At 40.9% G+C, this 24,757-nt stretch carries 20 protein-coding genes; 7 read left to right on the top strand and 13 right to left on the bottom strand.

The genetic code is table 11. The features are described 5' to 3' along the window. Window positions 1-76: 76 nt before the first annotated feature. The 8 genes from AC59IL_RS06015 to AC59IL_RS05980 form a co-directional block, all read right to left on the bottom strand. On the bottom strand, window positions 77-1,069 hold the full coding sequence (locus AC59IL_RS06015; RefSeq protein ID WP_496551193.1) for a discoidin domain-containing protein: 993 nt from the start codon (window positions 1,067-1,069) through the stop codon (window positions 77-79). 48 nt (window positions 1,070-1,117) lie between these two features. Beyond that, window positions 1,118-2,809, bottom strand: coding sequence for a RagB/SusD family nutrient uptake outer membrane protein (locus AC59IL_RS06010; protein WP_496551192.1), 1,692 nt, complete (start codon window positions 2,807-2,809; stop codon window positions 1,118-1,120). 27 nt (window positions 2,810-2,836) lie between these two features. Further along, window positions 2,837-6,217: a TonB-dependent receptor gene (locus AC59IL_RS06005; RefSeq protein ID WP_496551191.1), complete on the bottom strand. Its 3,381-nt coding sequence runs from the start codon at window positions 6,215-6,217 to the stop codon at window positions 2,837-2,839. Between the two features lie 250 nt (window positions 6,218-6,467). After that, on the bottom strand, window positions 6,468-7,718 hold the full coding sequence (locus AC59IL_RS06000; RefSeq protein ID WP_496551190.1) for a FecR family protein: 1,251 nt from the start codon (window positions 7,716-7,718) through the stop codon (window positions 6,468-6,470). A 107-nt stretch (window positions 7,719-7,825) separates the two neighbouring features. After that, window positions 7,826-8,425 carry an RNA polymerase sigma factor gene (locus AC59IL_RS05995; protein WP_496551189.1) on the bottom strand — a complete coding sequence of 200 codons (600 nt, stop codon included), beginning with the start codon at window positions 8,423-8,425 and terminating at the stop codon, window positions 7,826-7,828. 185 nt (window positions 8,426-8,610) lie between these two features. Beyond that, complete coding sequence (locus AC59IL_RS05990) at window positions 8,611-9,810, bottom strand: NAD(P)/FAD-dependent oxidoreductase (protein ID WP_496551188.1); 1,200 nt, start codon at window positions 9,808-9,810, stop codon at window positions 8,611-8,613. Window positions 9,811-10,143: 333 nt separating this feature from the next. Continuing rightward, complete coding sequence (locus AC59IL_RS05985) at window positions 10,144-10,896, bottom strand: hypothetical protein (RefSeq protein ID WP_496551187.1); 753 nt, start codon at window positions 10,894-10,896, stop codon at window positions 10,144-10,146. A gap of 123 nt (window positions 10,897-11,019) precedes the next feature. After that, entirely contained in the window at window positions 11,020-12,105 is a 1,086-nt protein-coding gene (locus AC59IL_RS05980; RefSeq protein ID WP_496551186.1) for a cobalamin-independent methionine synthase II family protein, read from the bottom strand. Window positions 12,106-12,466: 361 nt separating this feature from the next. Here AC59IL_RS05980 and AC59IL_RS05975 point away from each other — a divergent pair, with 361 nt between their 5' ends. Both AC59IL_RS05975 and AC59IL_RS05970 read left to right on the top strand, forming a co-directional pair. Continuing rightward, a complete protein-coding gene (locus AC59IL_RS05975; protein WP_496551185.1) occupies window positions 12,467-13,576 on the top strand; it encodes a nickel-binding protein in 1,110 nt (369 codons plus the stop codon). 229 nt (window positions 13,577-13,805) lie between these two features. Beyond that, window positions 13,806-15,212, top strand: a complete 1,407-nt coding sequence (locus tag AC59IL_RS05970) for an FAD-binding oxidoreductase (RefSeq protein ID WP_496551184.1) — start codon at window positions 13,806-13,808, stop codon at window positions 15,210-15,212. Between the two features lie 168 nt (window positions 15,213-15,380). On the opposite strand, the gene AC59IL_RS05965 is transcribed toward AC59IL_RS05970, so the two are convergent. The 4 genes from AC59IL_RS05965 to AC59IL_RS05950 all read right to left on the bottom strand — a co-directional run bounded on the left by AC59IL_RS05965 (window position 15,381) and on the right by AC59IL_RS05950 (window position 18,291). After that, window positions 15,381-15,596: a hypothetical protein gene (locus AC59IL_RS05965; protein WP_496551183.1), complete on the bottom strand. Its 216-nt coding sequence runs from the start codon at window positions 15,594-15,596 to the stop codon at window positions 15,381-15,383. A gap of 220 nt (window positions 15,597-15,816) precedes the next feature. Continuing rightward, entirely contained in the window at window positions 15,817-16,362 is a 546-nt protein-coding gene (locus tag AC59IL_RS05960; RefSeq protein ID WP_496551182.1) for an RNA polymerase sigma factor, read from the bottom strand. A gap of 199 nt (window positions 16,363-16,561) precedes the next feature. Continuing rightward, entirely contained in the window at window positions 16,562-17,281 is a 720-nt protein-coding gene (locus tag AC59IL_RS05955) for a LytR/AlgR family response regulator transcription factor (RefSeq protein ID WP_496551181.1), read from the bottom strand. Beyond that, on the bottom strand, window positions 17,278-18,291 hold the full coding sequence (locus tag AC59IL_RS05950) for a sensor histidine kinase (protein ID WP_496551180.1): 1,014 nt from the start codon (window positions 18,289-18,291) through the stop codon (window positions 17,278-17,280). Before AC59IL_RS05950 ends, AC59IL_RS05955 begins: the two co-directional genes overlap by 4 nt. Window positions 18,292-18,472: 181 nt before the next feature. Between AC59IL_RS05950 and AC59IL_RS05945 the strand changes: the two genes are divergently transcribed. Next, entirely contained in the window at window positions 18,473-18,991 is a 519-nt protein-coding gene (locus tag AC59IL_RS05945) for a DoxX family protein (protein WP_496551179.1), read from the top strand. 87 nt (window positions 18,992-19,078) lie between these two features. On the opposite strand, the gene AC59IL_RS05940 is transcribed toward AC59IL_RS05945, so the two are convergent. Beyond that, on the bottom strand, window positions 19,079-20,260 hold the full coding sequence (locus AC59IL_RS05940) for an SDR family oxidoreductase (RefSeq protein WP_496551178.1): 1,182 nt from the start codon (window positions 20,258-20,260) through the stop codon (window positions 19,079-19,081). 441 nt (window positions 20,261-20,701) lie between these two features. Between AC59IL_RS05940 and AC59IL_RS05935 the strand changes: the two genes are divergently transcribed. The 4 genes from AC59IL_RS05935 to AC59IL_RS05920 all read left to right on the top strand — a co-directional run bounded on the left by AC59IL_RS05935 (window position 20,702) and on the right by AC59IL_RS05920 (window position 24,736). Then, window positions 20,702-21,334: a response regulator transcription factor gene (locus AC59IL_RS05935; RefSeq protein WP_496551177.1), complete on the top strand. Its 633-nt coding sequence runs from the start codon at window positions 20,702-20,704 to the stop codon at window positions 21,332-21,334. A 426-nt stretch (window positions 21,335-21,760) separates the two neighbouring features. After that, window positions 21,761-22,978, top strand: a complete 1,218-nt coding sequence (locus AC59IL_RS05930; protein ID WP_496551176.1) for a family 16 glycosylhydrolase — start codon at window positions 21,761-21,763, stop codon at window positions 22,976-22,978. An 85-nt stretch (window positions 22,979-23,063) separates the two neighbouring features. Then, entirely contained in the window at window positions 23,064-23,924 is an 861-nt protein-coding gene (locus tag AC59IL_RS05925; protein WP_496551175.1) for a hypothetical protein, read from the top strand. A 197-nt stretch (window positions 23,925-24,121) separates the two neighbouring features. Then, a complete protein-coding gene (locus tag AC59IL_RS05920; protein WP_496551174.1) occupies window positions 24,122-24,736 on the top strand; it encodes a class I SAM-dependent methyltransferase in 615 nt (204 codons plus the stop codon). The last annotated feature ends 21 nt before the right edge of the window (window positions 24,737-24,757 follow it).

The following is a 24,757-nucleotide window of genomic DNA, read 5'->3' as shown; positions in this document are numbered from 1 at the left end:
CTGAAACTAAAAATAAAAAGGCCTTCCCGCTAACAGCGGGAAAGCCTTTTACCAATATTTTTAAATGGTCAACGGCTTAAAAAGCTCCTATTTCTGACAGGAACGTTGAATTCGCAACACCCCATACAGTGGTAACCGTTATTCTGAAATATTTTGCAGTCATTGGCGTGGCAAACAGAAAAAACTGTTTTGGATTTACAGCCGCCAGCTCATAATTCCCTGCGGGTTTCCAGGTGGTACCGTCGGTGCTTACATCAACATTAAATGCTCTCGGTGAACCATTGGTTACGTTTTGCCGGCGTGTTACAGAAACACCGTTTAGCGATATAGTTGCATTCATATTGATGGAGACATGATGCGGTAAGGGAGGTTCGAACCCATCCCATTGACTTGTCCAGAAGGTACTTGTATTGCCATCTAAAACAAATACAGCGCGCCCGTTATTGGGACCTTCACCTGAAGCTTCCTCCGAGTCGAATTCATAAATGCTCCAGTTAGTACGGTCAAGAGAAGGATCTTCGGCTTTTACAATAAAAAAGGCAGTGCTTTTTTGTGTATTTATTTCATACCCGTTGCCAACACCGGCGATCCCAACGGGTATCATATAATTATGATCTTTCTGTAACTTTTTCGAGCTTATTTTAAATGAAATATTATCGCTGATATTATTGCCGGCTTTAATAACAGCCGTAGCTGTTGGAAAAATAAATACGCTGTCGGGTATTTTCTCAAATACAGGCAAACCTGCACCTGTTCTTGCCGCATTGATAGAATCCCATTTTGAATAATCAACTTTAAAGGTTATTTCCACATCACCCGGTGCATGCTGGTATCCTGAGCCGCCAAAATAGGCATTTACATCAAATGGGAACAAACTATCAGCCTGCCCGGTTGCCCTGGTTACAACAGATATTGTGGTGTATCCATTATTATCGGCATTGCTGCCTACCGCCTGCGACATATAAATTTTAACATCCCCACTCTCTTTTGAAAACGTTTTATCTTTTTTACAACTGCCCATTGCCATAATGAGGCAGCAGCATAAAGTATTTATTATTGATTTTTTCATTTGTTCTCTTTTTTAATAAGCATTACTGTTTACTATCAAACCCATTTGTTACCAACCGGGATTCTGTGGCAACAACGCAGGGTTGAGCGTCAGCTGATCAGTTGGCAAGGGATACAGGTATAGCTTATCGTTCCATGTTCTTGCTGTAATATTTGTATATACCCTGATATAATTATTGGCATCCACCTGTATGCTGCTGATTTGTGCAGCGGGATATTGTGCGCGTATAGCCGGCGTTAGCTTCATACCCAATATTGTTTCGGGGTTTTCAATCAGTTTACCAGCTTTCCATCTTACAAGGTCATCATAGCGAAATCCTTCACCAACCAGTTCGATCCTTCTTTCCCGTCTTATTTCATCAAGCAATACCGATAGGGAAGGAAAATCCGATTTGGGATCTTTCACCAAAGAGGCAATCACCATAGGCGTCATGCCAACCCTGTCGCGTATTTTATTAATCGTTTTGTCAATTACTGTTTGATCAGCTTCTCCAAGCTCTGCTTTTGCTTCGGCATAGTTGAGTAAAACCTCTGCATAGCGAAAAATAAACAGGTCGAGTGTACTCTGGTTAATATTCCATTGTGCGGGATCAGGGCTATACGCTTTAACAGCACCATAGCCTGTTACTATCGATGGAATGCGCGGTAGCGTCATCAGGTCTTTAGAACCATCGGCATTATTCTTAAAAGAAAAACCGCGTGTAGCAATAATTTGGGTAAACCGCGGGTCGCGGTTAATCAGCTCTGCATCTAAAGAATCATCGCCTTTATATAAAGGGCTTAATGAAGTGGGCAATCCATCGCTGCATAAAAAAGAACGAACAAAGTTTTTGCTCAGCGCCGGCCATACATTTGAAATATCGCGTGTAGTGCTTTGCATGTTCACGTCTTTAATATATCGCCTGGCCAGGATGGCTTCTTTATTACCTTTTAATTCTTCCTGAATAAATAAATTGTAATAGTCTGTTGCAGGGTTGCCTGTTTTATAAATCAGATAACGTCCGCTGTTTATCAACGCTTCAGATGCGGTAACAGCTTCGCGCAACCAGGTTTGTTCGTCGCCCAATCCCCAATATTTTCGATAAGTGCCTTCCCATAAACAAATCCTCGATTTCAATGCCTGTGCTACATCTTTGGTAATGCGCCCCGCGAACTGTGTATTGGTGGCATCCGCTGTATTGGCAACTGCAAAGTTGAGATCGGCCAGCACAGAATCCATTATTACTTTATGAGGCAGGCGTGGCCCGTACAATTTTGCCAGAGAAGTATCGGTAAGGTCTGTTGAAAGCCAGGGAACTGCACCGAACCGTTGTACCTTTTGCCAGTAAAATAACGCCCTGAAAAAACGGCCTTCACCGGCATATATAATCTTTATAGCATTGTCTATTTCTGCCCGGTTGTAGCGTTGCAAAAAGTAATTTATATTTCGGATATTGGCCCAGTTTCCCGTTGCCCAGCCGCCACCACTTGGCGGTACGGTAACCTGGCCTGCCAAAAACTGGTTGATTGCCCCGGGTACAAAATTGTCTGAATTAAAATCATTGTAAAGGCCTTGCCACGAAGGGCTTTGCACCGGCAAAGAATCATAAAACTGATTTATGTACAGTTTCAGGTCGTTCTCATTTTTAAAATAAGTAGGCTCACTTATAGCATCCTGCGGAAACCTGTCGAGAAAGTCTTCTCTTTTGCAGGCACTGAAGATTATTATTGAAAGTATTGATATCGATATTATCGCTTTCATGATCAGGAAATGTTTGAGATTAAGAAATTACAGTCCAAGCTGCAGTCCGAATGTAACTGCCCGGCTTAGCGGATACGCAGTGGCATCCAGCAATTCAGGATCAAAGGCTTTGTGCAGTTTGGTCATTTCAAAAAGGTTCTGACCGGTAACATATACCCTTACGCGATCGATTTTATACTTTTTTAGCAAAGCACCCGGTACCGAATAACCGATAGTGGCCTGCTTCAGGCGGGTATAAGCAGCGTTCTGTTTATACTTTGTTTGTGTTTGATGATCCCACCATGCGCCAAACTGAGCCAACGGGTAATAGGCATTTGTGTTCTGCGGCGTCCAGCTATTCATGTGGTATTGCATGGGAACCGACCATTCATCATCCGCGAATGCCCAGAAATAGGAACCGCCTAACCAATAATCTCTTTTAAGCACACCCTGAAAAAAAACGGTCATATCAAATCCTTTATATTCGGCCGACAGGTTCAGGCCAAACCTGTAGCGGGGTGTAGTATTGCCGATGATGCGCTGGTCGCCGGGGTTGGATACCGTATTGTTGCCCACATCTATTTTCCCATCGCCATTCAGATCGTGGTATTTAATATCACCAGGCACCCACCGGCTATAACCGAGCCCGTTTTGAGAAGGTGATTTTTGAACTTCTTCCTGCGATTGAAAAAAGCCATCTGTTGTATAACCCCAGGTTTCTCCGAATTTACGTCCCACGTAATAATCACTTAAAAGGCCGGTTGGATTGAGATCATATTTAGTGATGGTGGAAGTATAATCAGAAAGGTTAAATGCCACACTATAATGAAGATCATGTATTATGTTGTCTTTCCAGCCGAGGTTCAGCTCCCATCCTTTTGTTTTTAGTTCAGCTGCATTGCGCGAAGGTGGTGCTGTACCCAACACTGCCGGCAAGGGAAAGGAACCCACCAGCATGTCTCTTGTGGTACGGGTATAGCGGTCAAATGAAATATTTAACCTGCTATCGAGCAGCGAAGCATCGAGCCCTAAATCAAAAGTGGTTACTTTTTCCCAGGTAAAATTGGCATTAACCAATGCGGGTGCGCCTACATAAGGACTGGTAAGGTTATTGTCGAAAACATATCCCGTTTGCCCAACGGGCATAGTAGCAATATAGGGATATGGAGTGCTGGTTGCCTGGTTGCCCAATGTACCGTAGGATGCCCTGACCTTTAACTGGTTCACATATTTCGTAAGCGGGGCAAAAAACTTTTCCTGCGATATCCGCCATCCGCCCGATATAGAAGGTGCAAAAATATAACGGTTGCCGCGGGGGAAGCGTGAAGTGCCGTCGTAGCGGCCATTCACTTCGAGCAGGTATTTGTTGTCGTAGAAATAATTCAATCGGAAAAAAGAGCCGCTCACAGCCCATTGCGATTGAGCTGCACCAACAGTTGGTGCGGGATCATAATTGGGTACCAGGCTGGGTAGCGTGGGATCGATGAGGTTTTTGGCGGTTACGGAGAAATTCCTGTTTTGTTTCAACTCCTCGTTATATCCCGCCATTGCCTTTACGTAATGTTTTGATGCGAAAACATTTTCATATTCAATATAACCATTCAATGCATAATAGCTATCGTTGCTGTTGGTTTGAAGCAAACGGCTGGGCGTTGTCCATGGGTAGGTGTCCAGAAGCACCCCATTGGCGCCATATTCACTAAATGCCTTATAATGTTGTGTTTTATTATAGTTATAAGTGTTCCAGGTATAATCTGCCACAATCCGTACATGGTCTACCGGTTTAATAACAACGCCTCCTGAAAGCCAGAGATCGTTGATCGTATATTTCTGCCGGCCATTCAGGCTCATCAAAGCAAACATATTGGTGAAGCTTCCCTGTCCTGAAAAATGGCCATCGGGATGGTAAACCGGCATTATAGGTTTAAGGTCGGTAGGAATAAACGCAAATGTTTGCGAAGTGCCATCATTGAATTTAGTGCCGTTCGGCGTATTCAGGTCGGTATGATTGAGCGCTGTTTTAAAATTAAACTCCAGCCAGGAAGTGGCTTTGGTATTCACTTTAAGCGTTGCATTATACCGGTTAAATTCCTGGTTTGCCTGCTTTAATAAACCTTTCTGATTATAATAACCGACGCTCGCCATATAAGTTGTTTTCCCTTCTCCCCCCGACACCGATAAGTTATGATTCATCATAGGTTCCCATCCGGGATACAATTCTTTTATCCAGTTGGTATTGCCTACATAACGGTAAAGATTAGGGTTATTAGGGTCAACGTATACATCTGAATTATTGGCGGGGTCATTATAATACTTCAATGCCAGTATAGAATCCTGGTCGGTATAGGACTGATATGTACCGCCGGAAGAATTTCTTTGCGAGGCTCTGAACATATTGATGTATTCAGGCCCGTTGAGGTAATCAGGCATTCTGGTGGGGCGCGACCATGTGTAGTTTCCCGAATAGCTTATTTTCATGCCATTTGGCCGACCCTTTTTTGTAGTAATCAATATCACTCCAAATGCTCCCCTGCCCCCGTAAATAGCGGCCGAAGCAGCATCCTTCAACACTGTTACATCAGCCACGTCATCGGGACTGATGAGATTGGGGTCCATTACCACGCCATCAACCAATACCAAAGGAGCCGCATTGTCACCGCTCAATGTACCGGTTCCCCTGATATTGAATGTAGCCCCTTGTCCCGGTGCGCCATTATTCAAATTCACATTCAATCCCGGGATAGTGCCCTCCAAACCCTGACCCAGATTAACAAGCGGCCTGCTTTCCAGCGCTTTTGAAGAAATATTTGATATAGCTCCGGTGAGGTTACCAACTTTTTGCGAGCCATAACCTATCACCACTACCTCGTTTAAACTTTTTTTCGACAATTCCAGCACAATGTTCAATGTTTCATCTTTGCCTACAGACACTTCAAGGGTTTCATAGCCTACAGCAGAAATAATCAACACTTCGTTATCTTCTACAGGAATCGAAAACAGTCCTGCGCCATTAGTACTGACGCCCTTAGTGGTATTTTTTACCATTATGTTGGCGCCGATCACCGGTTTACCTTCTGCATCTTTTACAATTCCCTTTATGGTCCTTGTATACCGTTCAACAGTAACCGGTTTTACCACTTTAAGCTGAATGACCACATGTTTTTCAACAATACTGTAAGCAAGCGGTTGGTTGGCCAGGCATTTGTCGAGCGTTTCCTGCAGGGATGCATTCTTTACATCGATGTCTACTTTGCCGGTATTTTCAAGCAGCTCGAGGGCATAAAAGAACCGGTACCCTGTTTGTTTTTGTATTTCTTTGAATACGGTAACCAGTGGCACCTGTTTTTTGGAAAGCGTAACGGTTTGGGAAATTCCATTGGCGCTTACCTGCATTAAACCGGCAATCATTAAAATAGCGGTTAGTTTCATAATCCGCAAAGTTTTGGTTAGGTCCCATTTGCCCAGGGGCAATGGTTTACATAGATCCCTAAAAAGCATACTTTTGTTTTAGTTTGGGTTAAACAATGTTTACTCCTTTTCCCGATGATTATCGGGAGAAGAAAAGCAGTCCTTCTATGATTGTAAATGGTTGGCCCAGGCTACTTGCCGGGTTCCGCGCCAACGGAGCCCGGTTTTCCTTTGAGCCTACACTATCTTAAAATGAGCCCGGAACTTTAAATCAGGGCATCAAGGTTATTTTTTTCCCTTGTACTGAAATTTTTACACCCCCTGCTTTTTCGAGCATTTCGAGCACCTGTGATATATTCACGTTCCTCGACATTGTACCAGCGAAATGCAGTGATATATTTCCTTTGTATTCCACTTCAACATCGTACCAGCGGCTGATTTGCCGCATCACGGTTTGTATGTCGGCTCCGGCAAACTGGAAAGCCCCGTTCTTCCATGCCATTACTTCTTCTGTCTCCACTGGGATGGGGTGGGATAGATGGGATGATTGGGATATTGATACCTGTTCATTAGGTTTTAATATAGCTGATGCCGCATCCTTTATAACCTTTACCGAACCTTCGAGTAATGTTGTTTTTATTGCTGGTTCGTCATTATAAGCGTTGATGTTAAAGTGGGTGCCGAGCACTCTTACCTCTCCCCCATTACCATCAGGAGTTACAATTTTTACTACAAAGGGCATTTTTTCCCGTTCCCCTTTAGAGGTTAGGGGTTTTACTTCAAAATATGCCTCGCCCGTTATTTCTACCTTTCTTTCATTGCCTTCAAAAGCAGTGGGATACCGGATAGACGATGCAGCGTTCAGCCATACGGTGCTTCCATCGGGCAATACCAGTTGGTACTGTCCGCCACGGGGCGTGGCCAGTGTATTATAAACGGCCTCCCCCCTGTCCCCTCCGGTGGAGGGGGAGTTTGATGCTGCATATATTAATTGTCCATCGTTTATTTTTTTGATAGTTGTCTTGCCTTGTTGAGCAACTTGTCCATTTGCTGCATCATCAAGAATAATGGTAGCGCCGTTGGCAAGCGTAAGCACCGCTTTATTGCCGCCCGGTGTTACATCATTTTTTAAATGGCTTTCGGGCTTAACCTGTACCAACACTGCTTTTTCAGGTGAACGGCTCAACCATAACCAGGCACCTGCACCTGCCAGGAGTATAATAGCCGCTGCCGCTACCCACCATCTGTTGCGTCGAAAGAAATGATTTTGGCGTACCGGTATTACCGGCGTTTCTGCTTCCAATATCGCCTGTAAGCGTAGCTCCAGTTTCTCCATGATGGCCATGTCGACCGGCCGTTTGTTATCCAATTGAGCGGCAGTTTGCCCCTCAATCAATTCATCTGCATATTGTTTATATGCATCATCTTTTAAAAAGACCATGAGCTGGTCCACTTCATCCGGTGAGCACCTGTTTTCGAGGTATTTTTGGAATAAAGTGGCAAATAACATGGAGTTGTCCAAAATGTATTTTTAATAAAGACGCGTGATGGAGAAAAAGTATCGGTCGGGCAATAAAAATTTTTTAACGAAAACTTTACGCAGCGATAATATTATCTGAAGCAAAGTGTCTATTTACGGTTCCAGAGATAAAATAGGGTTATGCCTACGGCTATTTCGTAATGGTTTGAAACATATGTTCGGATGGCTTCGCGTGCATTAGCCATATGGTCTTTAAGTGTGGAAAGGGAAATGCCCATTTTTTCGCTGGCTTCTTTATAGGAAAGACCTTCTATTTTGCACAATTCAAAGGCCCGCCGGCGTTGTTGCGGAAGTGAGTTGATGGCTTTTTGCAGTATGTGCTCATTTTCCCGGTTCAGCAAGGCTTCTTCTATATAGCTGTATTCGGATGAAGCGGCGGCCCTGATACAGGCATATAAATCATGGTCCCGGTCGAGCTTCCGAAAAAAATCGTATACCCTGTTGCGGCTGGCAGCAAACAAATAAGCGCCAAAACTGGTGTCTATATGCAATGTTTCCCGTTTCTGCCATATACGGGCAAAAACATCCTGTACCAGTTCTTCTGCCGTTGAACCATCTTTTACCAGTGAAAGGATATTATAATACAATCGTTCGGCATACGCATGGTATAGCTGCGTAAACGCATCTGCACTGCCTGCCTGTAACTGCACCAGCAATGCTTTTTCATCTAAAGGTAGTTTGGTTGCCAAGGGTAACTTAGAAATCGGTTCAATATGTCAAATTTAATAAAAGGCGGGGATTAAGCGCAGGCAACCTTGTTAATACAGGTTAAAAAAAATTTAAGGAGGTGTTCCTGAAAAGCAGGGATTAAGAATAATCCCTGCGAATAAGCTTTACCTGATGTGGTGTTAAATTGATGAATGGAGGTTGCCTTCTATGGCAAATGGGCATACCCCTTCTTCATCTTCCAGATAAAATATTTTTCCAGCATCACTTTGCCAAAATCATAAAAAACATTCGGCAGCATAATGGCAAAAGATCTTGGTTTAAATAAGTGATTTGAAAATATCAACACTTCTTTTTTGCCGGCATCCATAATGCAAAGTCCCGGAATTTTACCCCACGGCTTTTCTTTTAAAGTTGTTTTGCCCTTAGCTATCCGTACAATATTTTCTGCAACAATTTTTCCTGTTTCATCACTTGGGTAACCGGTTTTGGGCACTCCAAACGGAATACTCCCCTGCTTAAAAGGAGCTGGTACATTAACTGATAAACCTGCTACCCAGATGTTGTTGTATTTCTTATGCCGGTATGAAGGCAATACATCAATAAATCCGTTCGGTGCGGCTTCCAGTTCGGGCGAATTTCTGATTAAGTCAACACCAACAAAAGGAGGCATCAGCATAGTGAATTTCGAATGAATATGTTCTCCGCTGCTTAATACAACTTCATCCTTTTTAACTTCTGAAATTCCAACACTGGTTCGGTAATGAATGTGAAACATTTTCATAAAGGCTTTTAACATCTGTTCTCCCAAAGGCATTCCGTCGATACCAAAATGGCCAAGATAGGTTTCGGGCGTTACCCAATACAGATCTACCATTTTACGGATATTTTGTTCCCGCAGCCATTTTTCGATGTTGAATAGAAATTCATAAGCTGCACCCATGCAGCCAGCCTGTTGTGTGGCGCCAATTACAATGGGGCCGGGATCTTTTTTGAATGCTTCCAGTTTTTCGCGTGTTTTCATTGCGCCATCGGGTGTGCCGATATAACACGCATGCTCTTTTATACCGGGTGCAATATCATAGTTTACTTTCGGACCAGTTGCTATTACCAGTTCATCATATGCAAACTGGCCATTGAGCGTATATACTACCTGTTTGGCGGGATCTATTTTTTCGGCAATTGTTTGAACAAATGTAATGCCCCGTTTTTCAAGCACCTGCTTTCGGGGGATGCTGATATCTTTTATTTCTCTTCTTTTGGTAGGAACCCATATCAGAGACGGAATAAACAAAAAATGCTCATTTCTGTCGATTAATGTAACATCGACTGTATCTTTTAATTTGCGTTTTATTTCGATGGCTGCAGTAAAGCCTGCAAAATTTCCACCTATTACTATTACTTTCATTGATTGATCATTTTAGCGTTAGCTTTTCAAAACAAATTTCTAAAACCTGCAGGCCATAGTTAGTAACAAATGTTACATGCAAAAATTTATTTTGTAAGTTTTGTTAATGGTAATAATCATCAATAACCGTAATAAATGACCATTGTCAGCTGTTGTACTGATATCAGTTCTATCATTATTCATCGTTACTTCGTAACGGGTAGCGTTTTGCCACGACTTATGCCGATTTACACAGATATATTTCAGTCCCGGGTATGTAGGCTGCCACCGGGGCGGGTTTCAAAGAAATGAGTATACATGGAGGAAGCGTATGTATGCTGAAGCAATTTCGTATTATTTTGTATCGTAGTCATCCGGCAACTTCCTTGCAAACTCTTTCATTTTTGCGATGGATATTTTGTTTGTCGCCTTATAATTATTTTTGTAAAGCAATTGAACCATTATAGGGTAATCCCCTTTTTGGTTAACATTAACAAGTCCATTACTATTAAAGTTATACAGGTTGAATAACCAGTAGTTGTGATCACCATAGCTTTGAAACGTTTGGGTGATGATTTCAAAATTTCCATCGCCATCAATATCTCTTTCAGGTCGGTTTACATAATCCAGCATCAAATCGGAAAACGAAATTTTTGTAAACGTTCCATTTCTGTTCTGAAACAAAGAAACGACCCGCAGGTAATAATTGTATGCACCGCAACATGCGTTTCCCGGAATGATAACCTTCAAATCATTCAATCCATCTCCGTTTACGTCCTCTAAAAATGCAGCTTGTGGCGTTGGCCCCATCACCCCGCCAATATAATATGGTTCTATAAACGTTTGAAGAAGTTGCCCGTTCTTATAGACTGTTATAAATGACGAGTCTTTGTTCGCCAGTGAACGGATTTGAAATTTCAGGCTACTTTTCTTTGAAAAGAAATCCGGAATAATGATAGAATAGTTGGCTTTGGCATCAGGCCTCTCATCCACTTTCCAGTTTTTGAAACATTTGTATTTTATTGCAGGCTTCTTTTCAAAGGGGTATTGCCCCACGGCAGGAAATGTGAAAAAGATGCTTATACAAAATACGGATAATAGTTTCATTGAGAAAAGTTACCAGTTGAAGCGGCTAATATAAAATATCAGTACCTAAATAATGTGAGCAAGCCGGATAAAAATCCGGCTTCCCTGTTTCATACTCCGAAATTATGTTTACCGTTATTGTTCTCATGTATTGGTCGTTATGTGTGATCTGTTCAATTCTTTTTCCGCCAGGGCAGTGCCTTCCAGCCTTGCTTTTATTTTTGAAAAAGCGGTTTCCCTTGAGGTAGAAGTGTCATCTGCAAAGGGCGAAAACCCACAATCATCGGTGGTGCCTAATTGTTCAACAGGTAATATTTCGGCGGCTTCCAGTATCATGTCTCTTATTTCTTCTGCGGTTTCAACCCGTGCGTCAAGCACATTGGTAACACCGATAAATATTTGTTGAGTTGGTTTCATTGTTTCTTTGATCGTTTGCAACACTGTTTGCTTATCCTTTTCTGCGGCATATTCAAGATAAAAGTTGCCGGCATTCAATTGAAAAAGATAAGGAAGCAATTCTGTATAGCTTATATCGGCACTGTGAGTTGAGTCATGATCGCCGCCCGGACAGGTATGTATTCCTATTCTCTTTTTTTCTTCTGTGGTAAACCGGTTCAATACCTGATTATTCAAATCAATAAAAGTCTGCAATAAACTTTTCGATGGATCTAACTTTACAGCAAGCCTTGCTTCTGTAAAATCAATCTGTACATTATAAGCGCCATTTTGCAGGCAGCTTCTGATATCATTTTCCGCTTCGTTCAGTAAATCACTGATAAATTGTTCCCGGGAATATCCGTCAATTCCTTCCTGTGGATATAAAAGGCTGAGTGCCGAGGCAGAAATAACCGCCTGTTTAACCGGTATCTGTGTAAGAGATCTTGCTTTTTGTACATAGTTTCCGGCATATGTCTGGTACCGGAATGGTCCTGTGGTAAGTACAGGAAGTTGTCGCGTATGTCCGTCTGCAAAAGGTATAACAACACCATTCGCTGCCAAAGTTTGCAACCCATGAACCGGATAGGTAGCAAAGCTGGGTTTTGTTTGCTCACCATCGGTAATTACGGGTGAACCGGTTGCTTCGAACTCCCGGATGGTTTCCGTTAGCGCAATTTCAAATAGTTTGTTCAATTCACTCTCAGGTAATTCATTTTTTGCAAAGGCAGTCATGCCTTCGATTAAATATTGCGGGCGTGGAATGCTTCCAATAGGCTCTGTTCTGATTTTCATATAACATTATTTAAGGTGAGTAATGACGAGACTGAAAACAATCGTTAAGCCGGCTGTTGCGGAAATACGTAAACAGCTTTTTCAGACGGGAAATTTCCTGAATTTAAAAAAATCCCGGGTCTCAATCAAATATATTTACATATATCGGGTCGTATCTATTGGGGCTATTGGTCAGCCATTTTCTGCCAGTTATACATTCAAACCATACATTGGGAAAATGGCTTATTCTTTTTCCTGATTCGTAACGATATTCATAAATGTTGACCTTTTTAAAACGACATGTACCGAAGGATTTAAGTAAATTACTATATGTACTCCAAATACCATTATACCTTTCGTGTGGCATTTAAAATATTATAATATGCCAATTTTTATGGACCGGCATGATGTGTCGGAAATTGTTACAGCAGAGAATGTAGCACAACTGCATCAGGAAGATTTAAAAATACAGCATCAGTTTGGCTGCAGGGGGCTAACTTATTGGTTCGATGACAAACGGAAAACTGCATTTTGTTTAATTGAGGCATCAGATGCGAAGGCCATTGAAGCAATGCACAGGCAGGCTCATGGAGAGGTTCCTAACACAATAATTGAAGTAGAAGCCAGGCTGGTTGAGTCATTTTTAGGAAGGTTGGAAGACCCTGAAAAATCACAAAACACGGATTTAAATATTATTGACGAACCGGCCTTCAGAACAATAATGTACATTTCATTCAACCAATTACAGCTGAAGCAAAATGACTCTGCACAATTTAAATTGTTATTACAAAACTATAACAATGCAGTTTCCGGTGTGTTGAATAATTATGAAGGGCGCCTGGTTAAACAAACCGAAAATCATTTTTTGGTTTCATTTAAGTCGGTGTCAAATGCTGTACATGCAGCACATGAAATTCATTCACTGTTTAAAGATTTCAAAAAGGATACAAAAAACAATACAATTTTTTTAAAAATAGGATTGAACGCCGGAGTACCGGTAACCCAAAAGCAATCAATTTTTGAAGACACGATAAAATTAGCTGAACGAATGTGTAAGGCCGTTAAAGGCAACATTATCATTTCATCAGTAGTCAAAGAGCTATATAACAGCGAAAATGCAAAACCTTTAAAGGAAGGGAATCATTTATTTTCTCTTTCAAAAACTGATGAAGAATTTTTATCCCATTTAATGGACTACACAGAATCTGTATGGAGCGATACGAATTTAAAAGTAGATGATTTTAATAAACCTGTCGGATGCAGCCATTCTCAATTGTATCGTAAAATGATCTTACTCACAGGTAAATCGCCCAATGCCTTTCTCAAGGAATACCGGTTAAATGAGGCTTTACATTTATTGAATAAAAATGCCAGCAACATTTCAGAAATAGCTTTTGACACAGGTTTTAGCAGCCCCTCCTACTTTTCAAAATGTTTCCAAAAAAAATATGGCCATTTGCCATCTGATTATCTGCCCGCCAAAGTGCGCTGACAACTACTGAACCCTGTTATATTCCTTCCGTATTCATAGAAACAGCGACCTGAATGATTCCAGGGTATTTGAACCAAAATTACAAGTATTTGAACCAAATGTTGCAGCATGCCGGTTGATGAACACTTATTTTTGACATACGCGCACAAACGTTTGATGCCATACGTGCATAAGAAATTCGAAAACTCCTATGTTATTTATCAGGTAATTCTAAAAAAATATTAAACACATGCTTAAGCCAAATTTAGTTAAGGACTTAGATGCCTCTGTTATTGAATTATTTGCTTCTACAATCAGAGGAGAGATTATACTACCAGATGATCCCGGATATGATGAAGCCCGTAAAGTATATAATGCCATGATCAACAAGCGTCCTGGTATGATTGTAAAATGTGCAGACGTTGCCGATGTTATATACGCTGTAAATTTCGGCAGGGAAAACAATTTATTAGTAGCTGTAAGGGGCGGCGGACACAATGGCGGCGGTTTAGGCTTATGCGACGATGGACTGGTTATTGATTTGTCGGGGATCAAATTTGTGCATGTGAACCCGCTTGAAAAAACAGTTCGGGTTGGTGGAGGAAATGTATGGGGAGAAGTTGATCATGCAACCCATCCTTTCGGACTTGCAGTTCCGGCAGGAATAATTTCTACAACAGGCGTAGGAGGCTTGACACTTGGTGGAGGAGTTGGGCATTTATCAAGGAAATACGGGCTTACTATTGATAATTTGCTCGAGGCAGACATGGTTCTGGCCGATGGAGCAGTAGTGACTGTAAACGCCAATCAAAATACCGACCTGTTTTGGGCCATCCGGGGCGGCGGTGGAAACTTCGGCATCGTAACCTCATTTAAATTTCAGGCTCATCCTGTAAAACATGTTTATGGGGGCCCAACGTTATGGCCAATCGAAAAAACAAAGGAGATAATGGAATGGTATCATAACTTTATTCATGATGTCCCCGAAGATTTAAATGGCTTTTTTGCCACACTTACCATTCCAGGCCCGCCATTCCCGGAATCACTTCACAACAAACAGTTTTGTGGAATTATATGGTGCTATACCGGTGATCTGGAAAAAGCAGAGGAAGTGTTCGAACCAATTCATGCCATGAACCCTTTGTTTGCACATGTAGGCGGTATGCCCTATCCATCGATACAAAAAATGTTTGATGGTTTGTTGCCTCCGGGCTTGCAATGGTATTGGAAAGCCGATTTTTTCAATGACTTAGGATCAGAAGCCAGGGCTAAACATTTGGAATTTGGTTCGAAAATACCAACACCTCTTTCTCAAATGCACTTGTACCCATTAAGTGGCGCTGCTGCCAGGTTTTCAAAAGATGATACGCCCTGGGCTTACAGAGATGCAAAATATGCAGGTGTAATTGTGGGAGTCGACCCTGATCCTGTAAATGCAGATAAAATTACCAAATGGTGTAAAGACTATTGGGAAGCAACCCATCCATATTCATCAGGTGGCGCTTATCTGAACTTTATAATGGATGAAGGCCAGGACCGTATAAAAGCATGTTACAAACACAATTACGATCGTTTAACGAAAATTAAAAGCAAATACGATCCCGCCAATTTCTTTCGTGTAAATCAGAATATTTTACCTGAAAACAATTTTAAATAGCCTCCTTTTACCTATGCTTCGCATGAGTTTGCAAAGCGCAAAATTAAAAAAGGCCCATATTGTTATGAGCCTTTTTTGTTTTGGGCATGAACAAAAAAGCGCTTCGCACCCAGCGAAGCCTTAACTGTTGTTAGCTGCGGCCCTTTGTTTGTACACTAAGCACCATCTCTATTGTTTTTGGTGTTCAATTTTTCCAAATAGTTTTCTGAAAAATTTACCAATACTGTATGTCAAACTCATTGTAACACACAATGGACATACACCAAAACGAAAAAATGTAAGTATTACTTTTTTGTACCAGGGCAGGTTTGCAGGAACAATCGGGCAACTTACTCCATCTCCTTCAAATTCCTGAAAGCCCCAAACATTGATTGATTCTTTCATTTGAATGATTTTAATTATCCAAAAAAGTGATAAATACATACTGCAAGTAGAGCCACAGAAGCAATACAGAGAATGATTTTTATGTTCCCTTTCATTTTGAATTTATTTTGATTCATCTGTTAATACCAAAACATTCTATCAATCACCCGATTTTTGATAAATATTTTGAGCTGAAGAAAAACAAAATGCAAAATGAAAATGATAAGGGCTGTGGGGCCCCTCATTCCTTATCTTTTTCTTTCTTTACCTGTTGTATGCACTTGTATTGCTGGTTGGCTGCAGTATGTTTATTTTTCCAACCCATTTTTTGCATCAGACTTCCCATTGATTCTTTGTAGTAGAAAATGGCTTTTAAAATACGTTGGCAATTGTCGGTAATCTTTGTCAACCACGAAGCAACCTTTTCTTCTTTAGTTGGTTCCGTTTGTAGTTCAAATGCAAAAGTTTCGCTTTGGTCATTGTATTTTTCAAAATTGTCAACTGAGATAAGTTTATTATCTCTCAATCTTTTCAGCCAAAGATTTTTGGAAATAGCAAACAAGTATGTTTTAAGGGACGAAGTAAGCACAAAATCTTTCTGTCGCACTTTTTGAAGTAATACGATAATTGCCTCCTGAAAAATGTCTTCTGCATCTTCTGTGCTTCCGAAGTTGTGGGTAATGTGTGCGGCTACCGGAGGGAAATAGAATTTATACAAAATCTCAAACGAAGCATTGTCTTCGTTTTTAAGTTTGTCAAGAAGGAGATTGTCTGATATTAGTTCCACCTGATTATATAATTAGTCAATTGTTTATACCCAAATACCTGCAATATCACCCATAGTTTTAAAAATTATTTTTGTCAGGCAGCTCACGCTGGATGCTGCAGGCACCGGAAAATAGACAAATATTTTGTTGAGGGAGAAGCCCGGGCATATTTCCGGGCCAGCGCCCGACTAAGCTTAGTTGTTGTGCTGTTTTATTCTGTCAACGCTTTATCATTTTGTCTTTAACAATTTCCGCAATAACTTTTTCTCTCAAACTCTGGCTGATTGTAATCTTTTCAGTTCCGATATCCAAAATATTGCCCTCTATACTTTTTATTTTGGTTTTGTTCACAATGAAAGATTTGTGAACTTTAATGAAGATGTCGGCAGGTAATTGTTCTTCTAAATTCTTAATAGTAACATAGACCATCATTTTTTTTGAATTTGTGTACAGCATCACATAATTCAACATAGCTTGTGCATACAACAAATCATGATACAAAACTTTCTCAATTTGATTATTGCATTTTATAAAAAAATGGTCGTTGGGGTTGTTAGGCTGTACTTGTATGTTTTTTCTAAATGCACTCATTTCCTTCGCCTTGTTACAGGCTTTCATAAATCTATCAAAGGAGATTGGTTTTACTAAATAATCCAAAACATCTAACCCATAGGCTTCAATGGCGTATTCAGCATAAGCCGTCGTCATAATAACATTTGCACTGGTTTTTGAATTTTTCAGAAAATCAATCCCATTTATTTTCGGCATATTTATGTCTAAAAAAATCAGGTCAATATCGTTGTCGTTCAACAGCGTTATTGCTTTCAATGGATTTTCTGCCTGCCCTGCCAACTCGAGGTAGTCTATTTCTTCAATAAATTCCTGCAATATTTTCCTTGCAACCGGCTCATCATCTATAATGATACATTTCAGTTTCATGCTAAGTTTATAATTAAATTCGTTTCATAAAAATCATGCTCATTATGTAAGCTAAGCGTATATTTTTGAGCGTACAACAACTCTAACCTTCTTTTTAAATTAACGATCCCAATACCGCCCAAATTTGCTTTGACTATATTTTGTTGTACTTCTTTTGTATTGACAATAGAACAATGTAAAATATTTTCTTTGGTGAATATCCTGATGTTTATTTTATTTTCTTTGTCAGAAAAACTGCTAACAAATTTGAACGCATTTTCGATAAGGACAACCAATAAAAGCGGAGCAATTTTTAATCCTGTTCCAATATCCCCGGCCTCAAAATCCACCACTAATTTTTCATCTTTTCGCAACCTTTGAAAGGCTACATAATTTTTTATGTACACGATCTCTTTTTCTAAATCTACTTTTTCTGCCCCACACTCATATAGCTGGTAATTTAATAGCTCAGCAAATTGTAACAGTGTATTTCTGGCAACCTGATTGCTTTTATCGATATGACCGTATATGGTATTTAGTGAATTGAAAAGTGCATGGGGATTGATTTGTGCCTTTAAATAATCCAATTCGTTTTTTACCCGTTCTTTTTCTAACAATTCTAATTTTTGTTGGGTTTGAATCCTATCAATTAACATTTTTACTATTGTAACCAACAATACCCAAAGAGAGATATTGACTACTGAATTTAGATATAATGTACTAAAATCAATTGTTGCTGCATGAAAAAAATGCTGGTTCACCTGTATTGCTACCAAAGCCCTTAGCCATGCCGAAACAGCAATAACCACTATCGTGGCTGATAAAAAAAGAACATATTTTTTTTTAACCAAAAACTGTGGAACAATGAGATTATTAATGGCATAATAATCTGCTGTAACGAAAATCAGATAACAGAACTCTACCGTCATTGTTTTGGTAATCGAAAACGAATAACTGCGAAAAACAAGCACCCACAAAAGATAAATGCCTGCCCAAAAAAGTGAATGGTATAGTAATGTTTTGTTTCTCAATTGATTTTGTTTACTCAAAGGTAACAACGTGAAACCGGGTTTAAATTTTATTACACTATCCATGTAAAATTCCTGATAAAACAGGGTTTAATCAAGAAAAAGTTATGGGTGCTGTAAATGGTTTTTAAACCTGTGTTGTAGTGTTGATGTTTGCATCATCATTTTATTTAAAACAAAAACAATGAAAAAAACTATCAATTGGTTTCTCAATCCGCCTGTTACGGGGCAATCTACTATTTTAATCCTGCGCCTAATGGCAGGAGGCGTCTTCTTTTGGGAAGGTATTTTAAAGTTTGTTTATGCAAATCAGGGTGTAGGCAGATTTACAAAATTAGGTTTTGCGTTCCCTGAAACTACTGCACACTTTATAGCAGTAGGCGAAATTTTGGGTGGTTTATTACTCATCTTTGGACTTTTCACAAGAATAACGGCTTTTTATTTTATTATACAGATGATAGTTGCGGTGCTTAGTACAAAAATTGATTTATATTTTGGTACAAGTCCATTACCATTGCCGCCTGCTCCACCCAAAATGGGTATTTGGGCTGTGTTGCATGAAATACGTTCCGACTATGCTCAAATACTCACTTGTCTTTTTCTATTGATTGAAGGTGCAGGAAGAAGGTCGCTTGATTTTATAATTTCTACGTCAAAAAAAGTGTATAGTATAAGTGAGAAGCAGGTGTTTGTCAAAAAGTAAAAAGTTCGACTGCCCGATGGAGATAAAAAACAAAGCCCTCCCGACTTGTCGGGAAGGCTCTATAACTCCGTGGAGTCCGCGGCAGATTTATTTTATCCTGTTGTCAAGTGCGTACTTCAGTAATTTGTGAAAATTCCCACCTTCTATTTCAGGGCATTGCAGTTCGCCGGCCATATGCGGCCGGGTAAAATAAATTGGCGCTGATGTCATATATGGAGTAAATATGGCGCCTACCGTTTTGTAATACATTGCCTCCAGCTCATTGAGGTCATTTACCGGAGGTTCATCAACCTGCTGCATCCCTACCATATTAATGGCATTTATCATTGCCGGAACATAAAACGTGTGTTTTGTTTCACTGGCATTTACCAAATGAAAACTGTTGTGGCTGGTATCAGTTATGGTTAACCGGTACATTGTTTTAGCCGCATAATCAGCGGGTACTATGTTCAAACCACTGTGCAGGCTATAGGTTATACGGCATTTCATCAATGATGTGTTGTTCAGGTTGTTCTCATGAAACATCTTTTCTTTGCATCGCAGAAAGAAAAACATCCAGCCATAGAAGACATCAAATTTGCTTATTGCACCTATTTTTTGTTCTATTAAACGTCCACATATAGTAGATGGCCTGAAGAATTTTGTTTTCATCCAGGGATTTTGCTGCGAGAACTTTCTAACAGTCACTTCCGCCTCCAGCTTTGATAATTCGTAAGGGTTTCTGAATTTTTGATCAAAATTAATATAGTCAGGGGCAATGTGGCCCGTGGTTTCGCCGCAGGTATATGCTGAACCGGTATAAATAAAATGCCTGGTTTTTATTTTTTGGGCCAGATGAAGTACCCGCATTGTTCCATCTACATTCACTGTCCATAATTTCTTTTTAACAATTTCCGAATCTCTGAAATCGGTACATGAAGCAATATGAAAGAAATAATCCACACCGTGGCTTTTTAACAATTTTTCATCTGCATGCGATAATACATCATTGTTGCCTTCCAGTTCGAAATGAATACAATGAATAACAGAGCGCAGCGTATTTTTAAGATCGTTATACCCATCCTTGTCTATTGATAAATAATCGAGGCCGTCGTTTTCGATAATATCAAAAATCCGGGTAGTGAGGTCCTTTTCTTTAAGGGATCTACCCAGCAGAAAGATCTTTACACCGGCAAGATCATCCAAATGCTGCTTAATGATTTCAAACAAAAGGTTTCTACCCAAAAGCCCTGTAGCGCCTGTTAACATGTAAGTGATTCCTGCATTCATCGGGGATAAGTTTTAAATGAAGTGTGTATCATGAGTATACAATACACACACGATGATTGATAAAATTTATAATATGTTACGGGAATAGAAGACCGCTTTTCAATACGGGTCTTTGGGTTTAGGGTGTGCAACCGGCAATAGAAGTATAGCAAATTATTTAACCTGTACAGGTGTAATTAACAAACCGTTGCGATTACATTTCAATCTGTAGGTGCAAGTAGGCGATTTTTTTTTGCAATCCTCATAGCAATAATTTGCAATCCTCGTAGTAATAATTGGAAAAACCGATCGAAGAATAACGATAATACACATATAAATACCAAACTGAATATTTAATTCACGATACCGTTTTCGTACTTTTTCGACAACGAATATCCACCATTATTGTAATATTACCGGTACAGGAAAAGTTCATATTGTTTTAACGCGAAACAGTCACATTTGAAAAGGATTTTAATCGCCGACGATCACACTCTTTTGAGAACAGGGATCAGTTTTCTCATAAAAGCAGATTATTTAGATGTGCATATAGATGAATGCAGCGATGGCGACGGCGCCTGGAAGAATATTCAATCCACGAAGTACGACCTCTTTATTATGGACATTCATATGCCCGGTACCGACTCCGTTAGTTTGTTGAGAAACATATTCGCTATTGAGCCGCAACTGAAAGTACTGATCCATACAATGAGCAGTGAAGAAATTTATGCCAGGAAATATCTGCAATTGGGGGCAATGGGTTTTATTAATAAAGGAGCCGATACCACGGAGATACGTAAGGCTATTGCCAATGTAATGAACAACAGGATATATATAAGCACCCAACTACAGGAAAGCATTACCCGCGATGTGATACAGGGAGCTAACGGCAGCAGGTTATTTGAAAACCTGTCTATGCGCGAACTCGAGGTAATGACGCATCTTCTGGAAGGCAAAAATGTATCGGAGATTGCGGATATATTGTCATTACATATTTCTACCGTCAGCACACACAAAGCCAATATTTTGCAAAAGTTGAAAGTAAGTAATGTAATGGAACTGTCTACATTAGTTAAGCGGTTCGATTTGGCTTGAAAATGTCGGCAATTTCAAAAGAACAGTCGCTACATTACAGCGAAAATTTCCTGATTGGCTTTTGATGTACCAGGATTTTTCTACATCAGTGCGATGTAGTGCTTTTGATGTACCTCATATTTTGGTAAAAGGAGTTTTTAGTGGCAATTTCAGTGAACGCACTAAAATCAACTGCCACATGAATCGATTGTTGTTCATTGCACCCTCATTGGGTGGAAGTACCTTATTATGCCAGCCCGTTGAATATACCTCACATTCCCCTCCTGCATAAATCCCTCTCCGGGCTCTCATCTGCAGTTATAATCTCTGCCATTTTCAAACTTATTAAAACAATATTGCATGTGCTCTCAAAGCAAAAGATCAAGGCCGTTTCAAGTCCTGGATGGGAGGCATTAGGTGTAAATAAATAAATTAAAAACTGTCATCATGAAAAAACAATCTTTGCGCATCCCGGTATGCATTATCGCATATATTACATTATCTCTCTTCGTCACTTCCTGCAAAAAGGATATGCATCCAAGTAGCTCTCCTGCCCGCAATGAAGTTAGTATTCCCAGGGCTGTAACCTATCAGCTCCTCTGGTCCGACGAGTTCAATGGCACCAGCGTGAACACCGCCAACTGGAACATCGACAATGGAAATCCCAATGTGAACAACGAGTTGGAATATTACCAGTCTGCCAATGCTACCGTAACGGGAGGCAACCTGGTGATCACCGCACGGCAGCAGAGCATGGGAGGCCAGCCCTACACTTCTGCCAAGCTCAACTCATATGGCAAGTTTTCCGCCACCTACGGGCGCATCGAGGCACGCATCAAGCTGCCTATGGTGCAGGGAACCTGGCCTGCTTTCTGGATGCTGGGCACCAACATAAACACTGGTGCGGGATGGCCACAATGCGGTGAAATAGATATTATGGAGCACGTAAATACTTCCAACAGCATCCTCGGCACCATGCACTGGAACAGCGGCGGACATGTACAATACGGAAGCAGCACTACTACCACACCCGGCGACTTTCACGTATATGCGGTGGAATGGGATAATTCCAGCATCAGGTGGTATGTAGACAATGTACTGTATGTAACCGGCAATATTGCCAACAACATCAACAACACAGGCGCTTTCCATCTGCCTTTTTATATTATACTTAACCTGGCTATGGGAGGCGATCTTCCCGGCTCTACCGTTGATAATGGGGCCCTGCCTACGTCGATGTATGTTGATTATGTGCGTGTATATAGCATGAATACTTCATCCGCACCACCCGTTGGACAAACCATCACCCTCAAAGGTTCCAATAATCTTTATGTAAGCAGTGAGAACGGCACACAGGCTATGACCTGCAATCGCACCACTGCACAAGGCTGGGAACAGTTTCAGGTAGTGGATGCCGGCGGTGGCAAGGTCGCTCTGCAAAGTATGAGTAAATATGTTTCCAGTGAGAATGGCGTTAATCCCATTACCTGCAACAGAACAGCCATCGGTGGCTGGGAGCAGTTTAACTGGATATCCAATTCCGACGGTACTATTTCCCTACAGGGTAGTAACGGCCTTTTTGTGAGCAGTGAAAATGGCACCCAGCCGATGACGTGCAACCGCACAGCCATCGATGCATGGGAAAAATTCCGCGTGAACCAATAATTTTTACGGCCCCGGCGGTAACCGTCGGGGCTCCTTATCCATGAACATTATGGTGAAGTTTATCTGGCTGTTAATACTATTCGGCATGCACGCATGCATAGCCCAGGATCTCCCCGGTAAGTTGCAATTATCGGTAGCCGGCGGGTACCGGAAGGAAGATTTTCGATGGTCCATTGCAGGTAATACCAATGGCCAAAACCCGAATATACTTTCAGAGCTTCGATGGGAAAGTGTTGGCGGACCAGTAACAGGTATGCATATACAGTTTGGATTATTTGATCACTGGCAACTGGAAGGCGGGTATGAGCGCATGTTCTTTTCATCCGGAAAAGTATATGATACGGATTATGGCGGTAACGACCGCACTAATATAGTGTATGCGGCACAGTTCCACGCAGGTAAAGGAGGCGCTGATTGCTGGCAGGCAGGTTTGGCAAACAAGATACCGGTGACAAGTGAATTTTCGATTACACCTTCGGCGGGATACGGAATATTTCATCAATCGCTTTATATATCCGGTTATACGGCCACTTTCAGTGATCTCAACAGTACATACAAAACAAAATGGGCAGGTCCATACGGCCAGGTTTTGTGCTCAATAGGATTAACAAAGAAATTATACATGAATGCCGGCCTCCGTTATAGCCAGGTGCGATACAGGGCCAGCGCCAACTGGAACCTGATCTATGCATTCAGTCATCCTGAAAGTTTCCGGCATATAGCCAATGGCTATGGCATCAACGCACATGCATCTATATTATATCGCACTTCGAATATACATTCAATAGGTATTAAAGGCAGCTATTCCCGCTGGCAGACCGGTTGCGGCATTGACGAACTTTATCCTGCCGCCGGCGGATCGGAGCAAACACAACTGAACGAGGTACGATCGGCGAGTTGGCAGGTGATGGTCGAATGGCATATATCCTTAAGACCACATCGCTGAAACAATTGCTAATTAATTTTGCTATTGGCACCTTTAAAGGGAATCCGGCACCAATGTTCTTCGCTTTTGTTTAGTAATAAACTCCTTTGGCATCTTACCAGTACGCTAATCAAAATTCTTATCTGATTTAACTCCCAATACAGTTTATTTTATAGTCTTTGCCATTATAGCTAATTTGCTTTTGTTAAACTCCTTTCATGCAAAACAAACTTCAACAAACCTATGGCAATATTGATATCTACCTGTTTGACCAACTGCTGAAGGGCCGTTATGATAACGCTAAAAAAGTGCTGGATGTGGGTTGCGGCAGTGGACGAAACCTGATTTACTTTTTACGTAACGGCTACGACGTATTTGGTATTGACCCCAATCCACAGGCTATAGAAATGGTTAAAGAATTATCAGCCGTGCTTGCCCCTGATAATCCCCTGGAAAATTTTGTGATTTGCAGCGCGGAAAATTTGCCGTACAACGATGCGACATTTGATTTGATTGTTTGTAACGCGGTATTGCATTTTGCAAAGGATGGGCAGCATTTTGGTACCATGCTGCGGGCCATGTTCAGCGTTTTAAAACCTGGTGGTTACTTTTTTGCGAGGTTAGCATCGGATATCGGGATAGAGAAACTGGTAAAACCATTAGGCAACGACCGCTATTTACTACCCGATGGCTCTGAACGCTTTTTGGTTAATGAACAAACGTTGTTAAAATATACCGATGAATTAGGAATATTATATGAGCCCATAAAAACTACCAACGTGCAAAATTTACGATGTATGACTACCTGGTGTGTGCAGAAAAAACTTCTATAACAAGTATGGATTTTATTTGGG

Source organism: Niastella sp. sgz303648 (assembly GCF_059587045.1).
The sequence above is the reverse complement of the archived record's forward strand: the minus strand, read 5'-3'. Positions and strand labels throughout refer to the sequence as shown.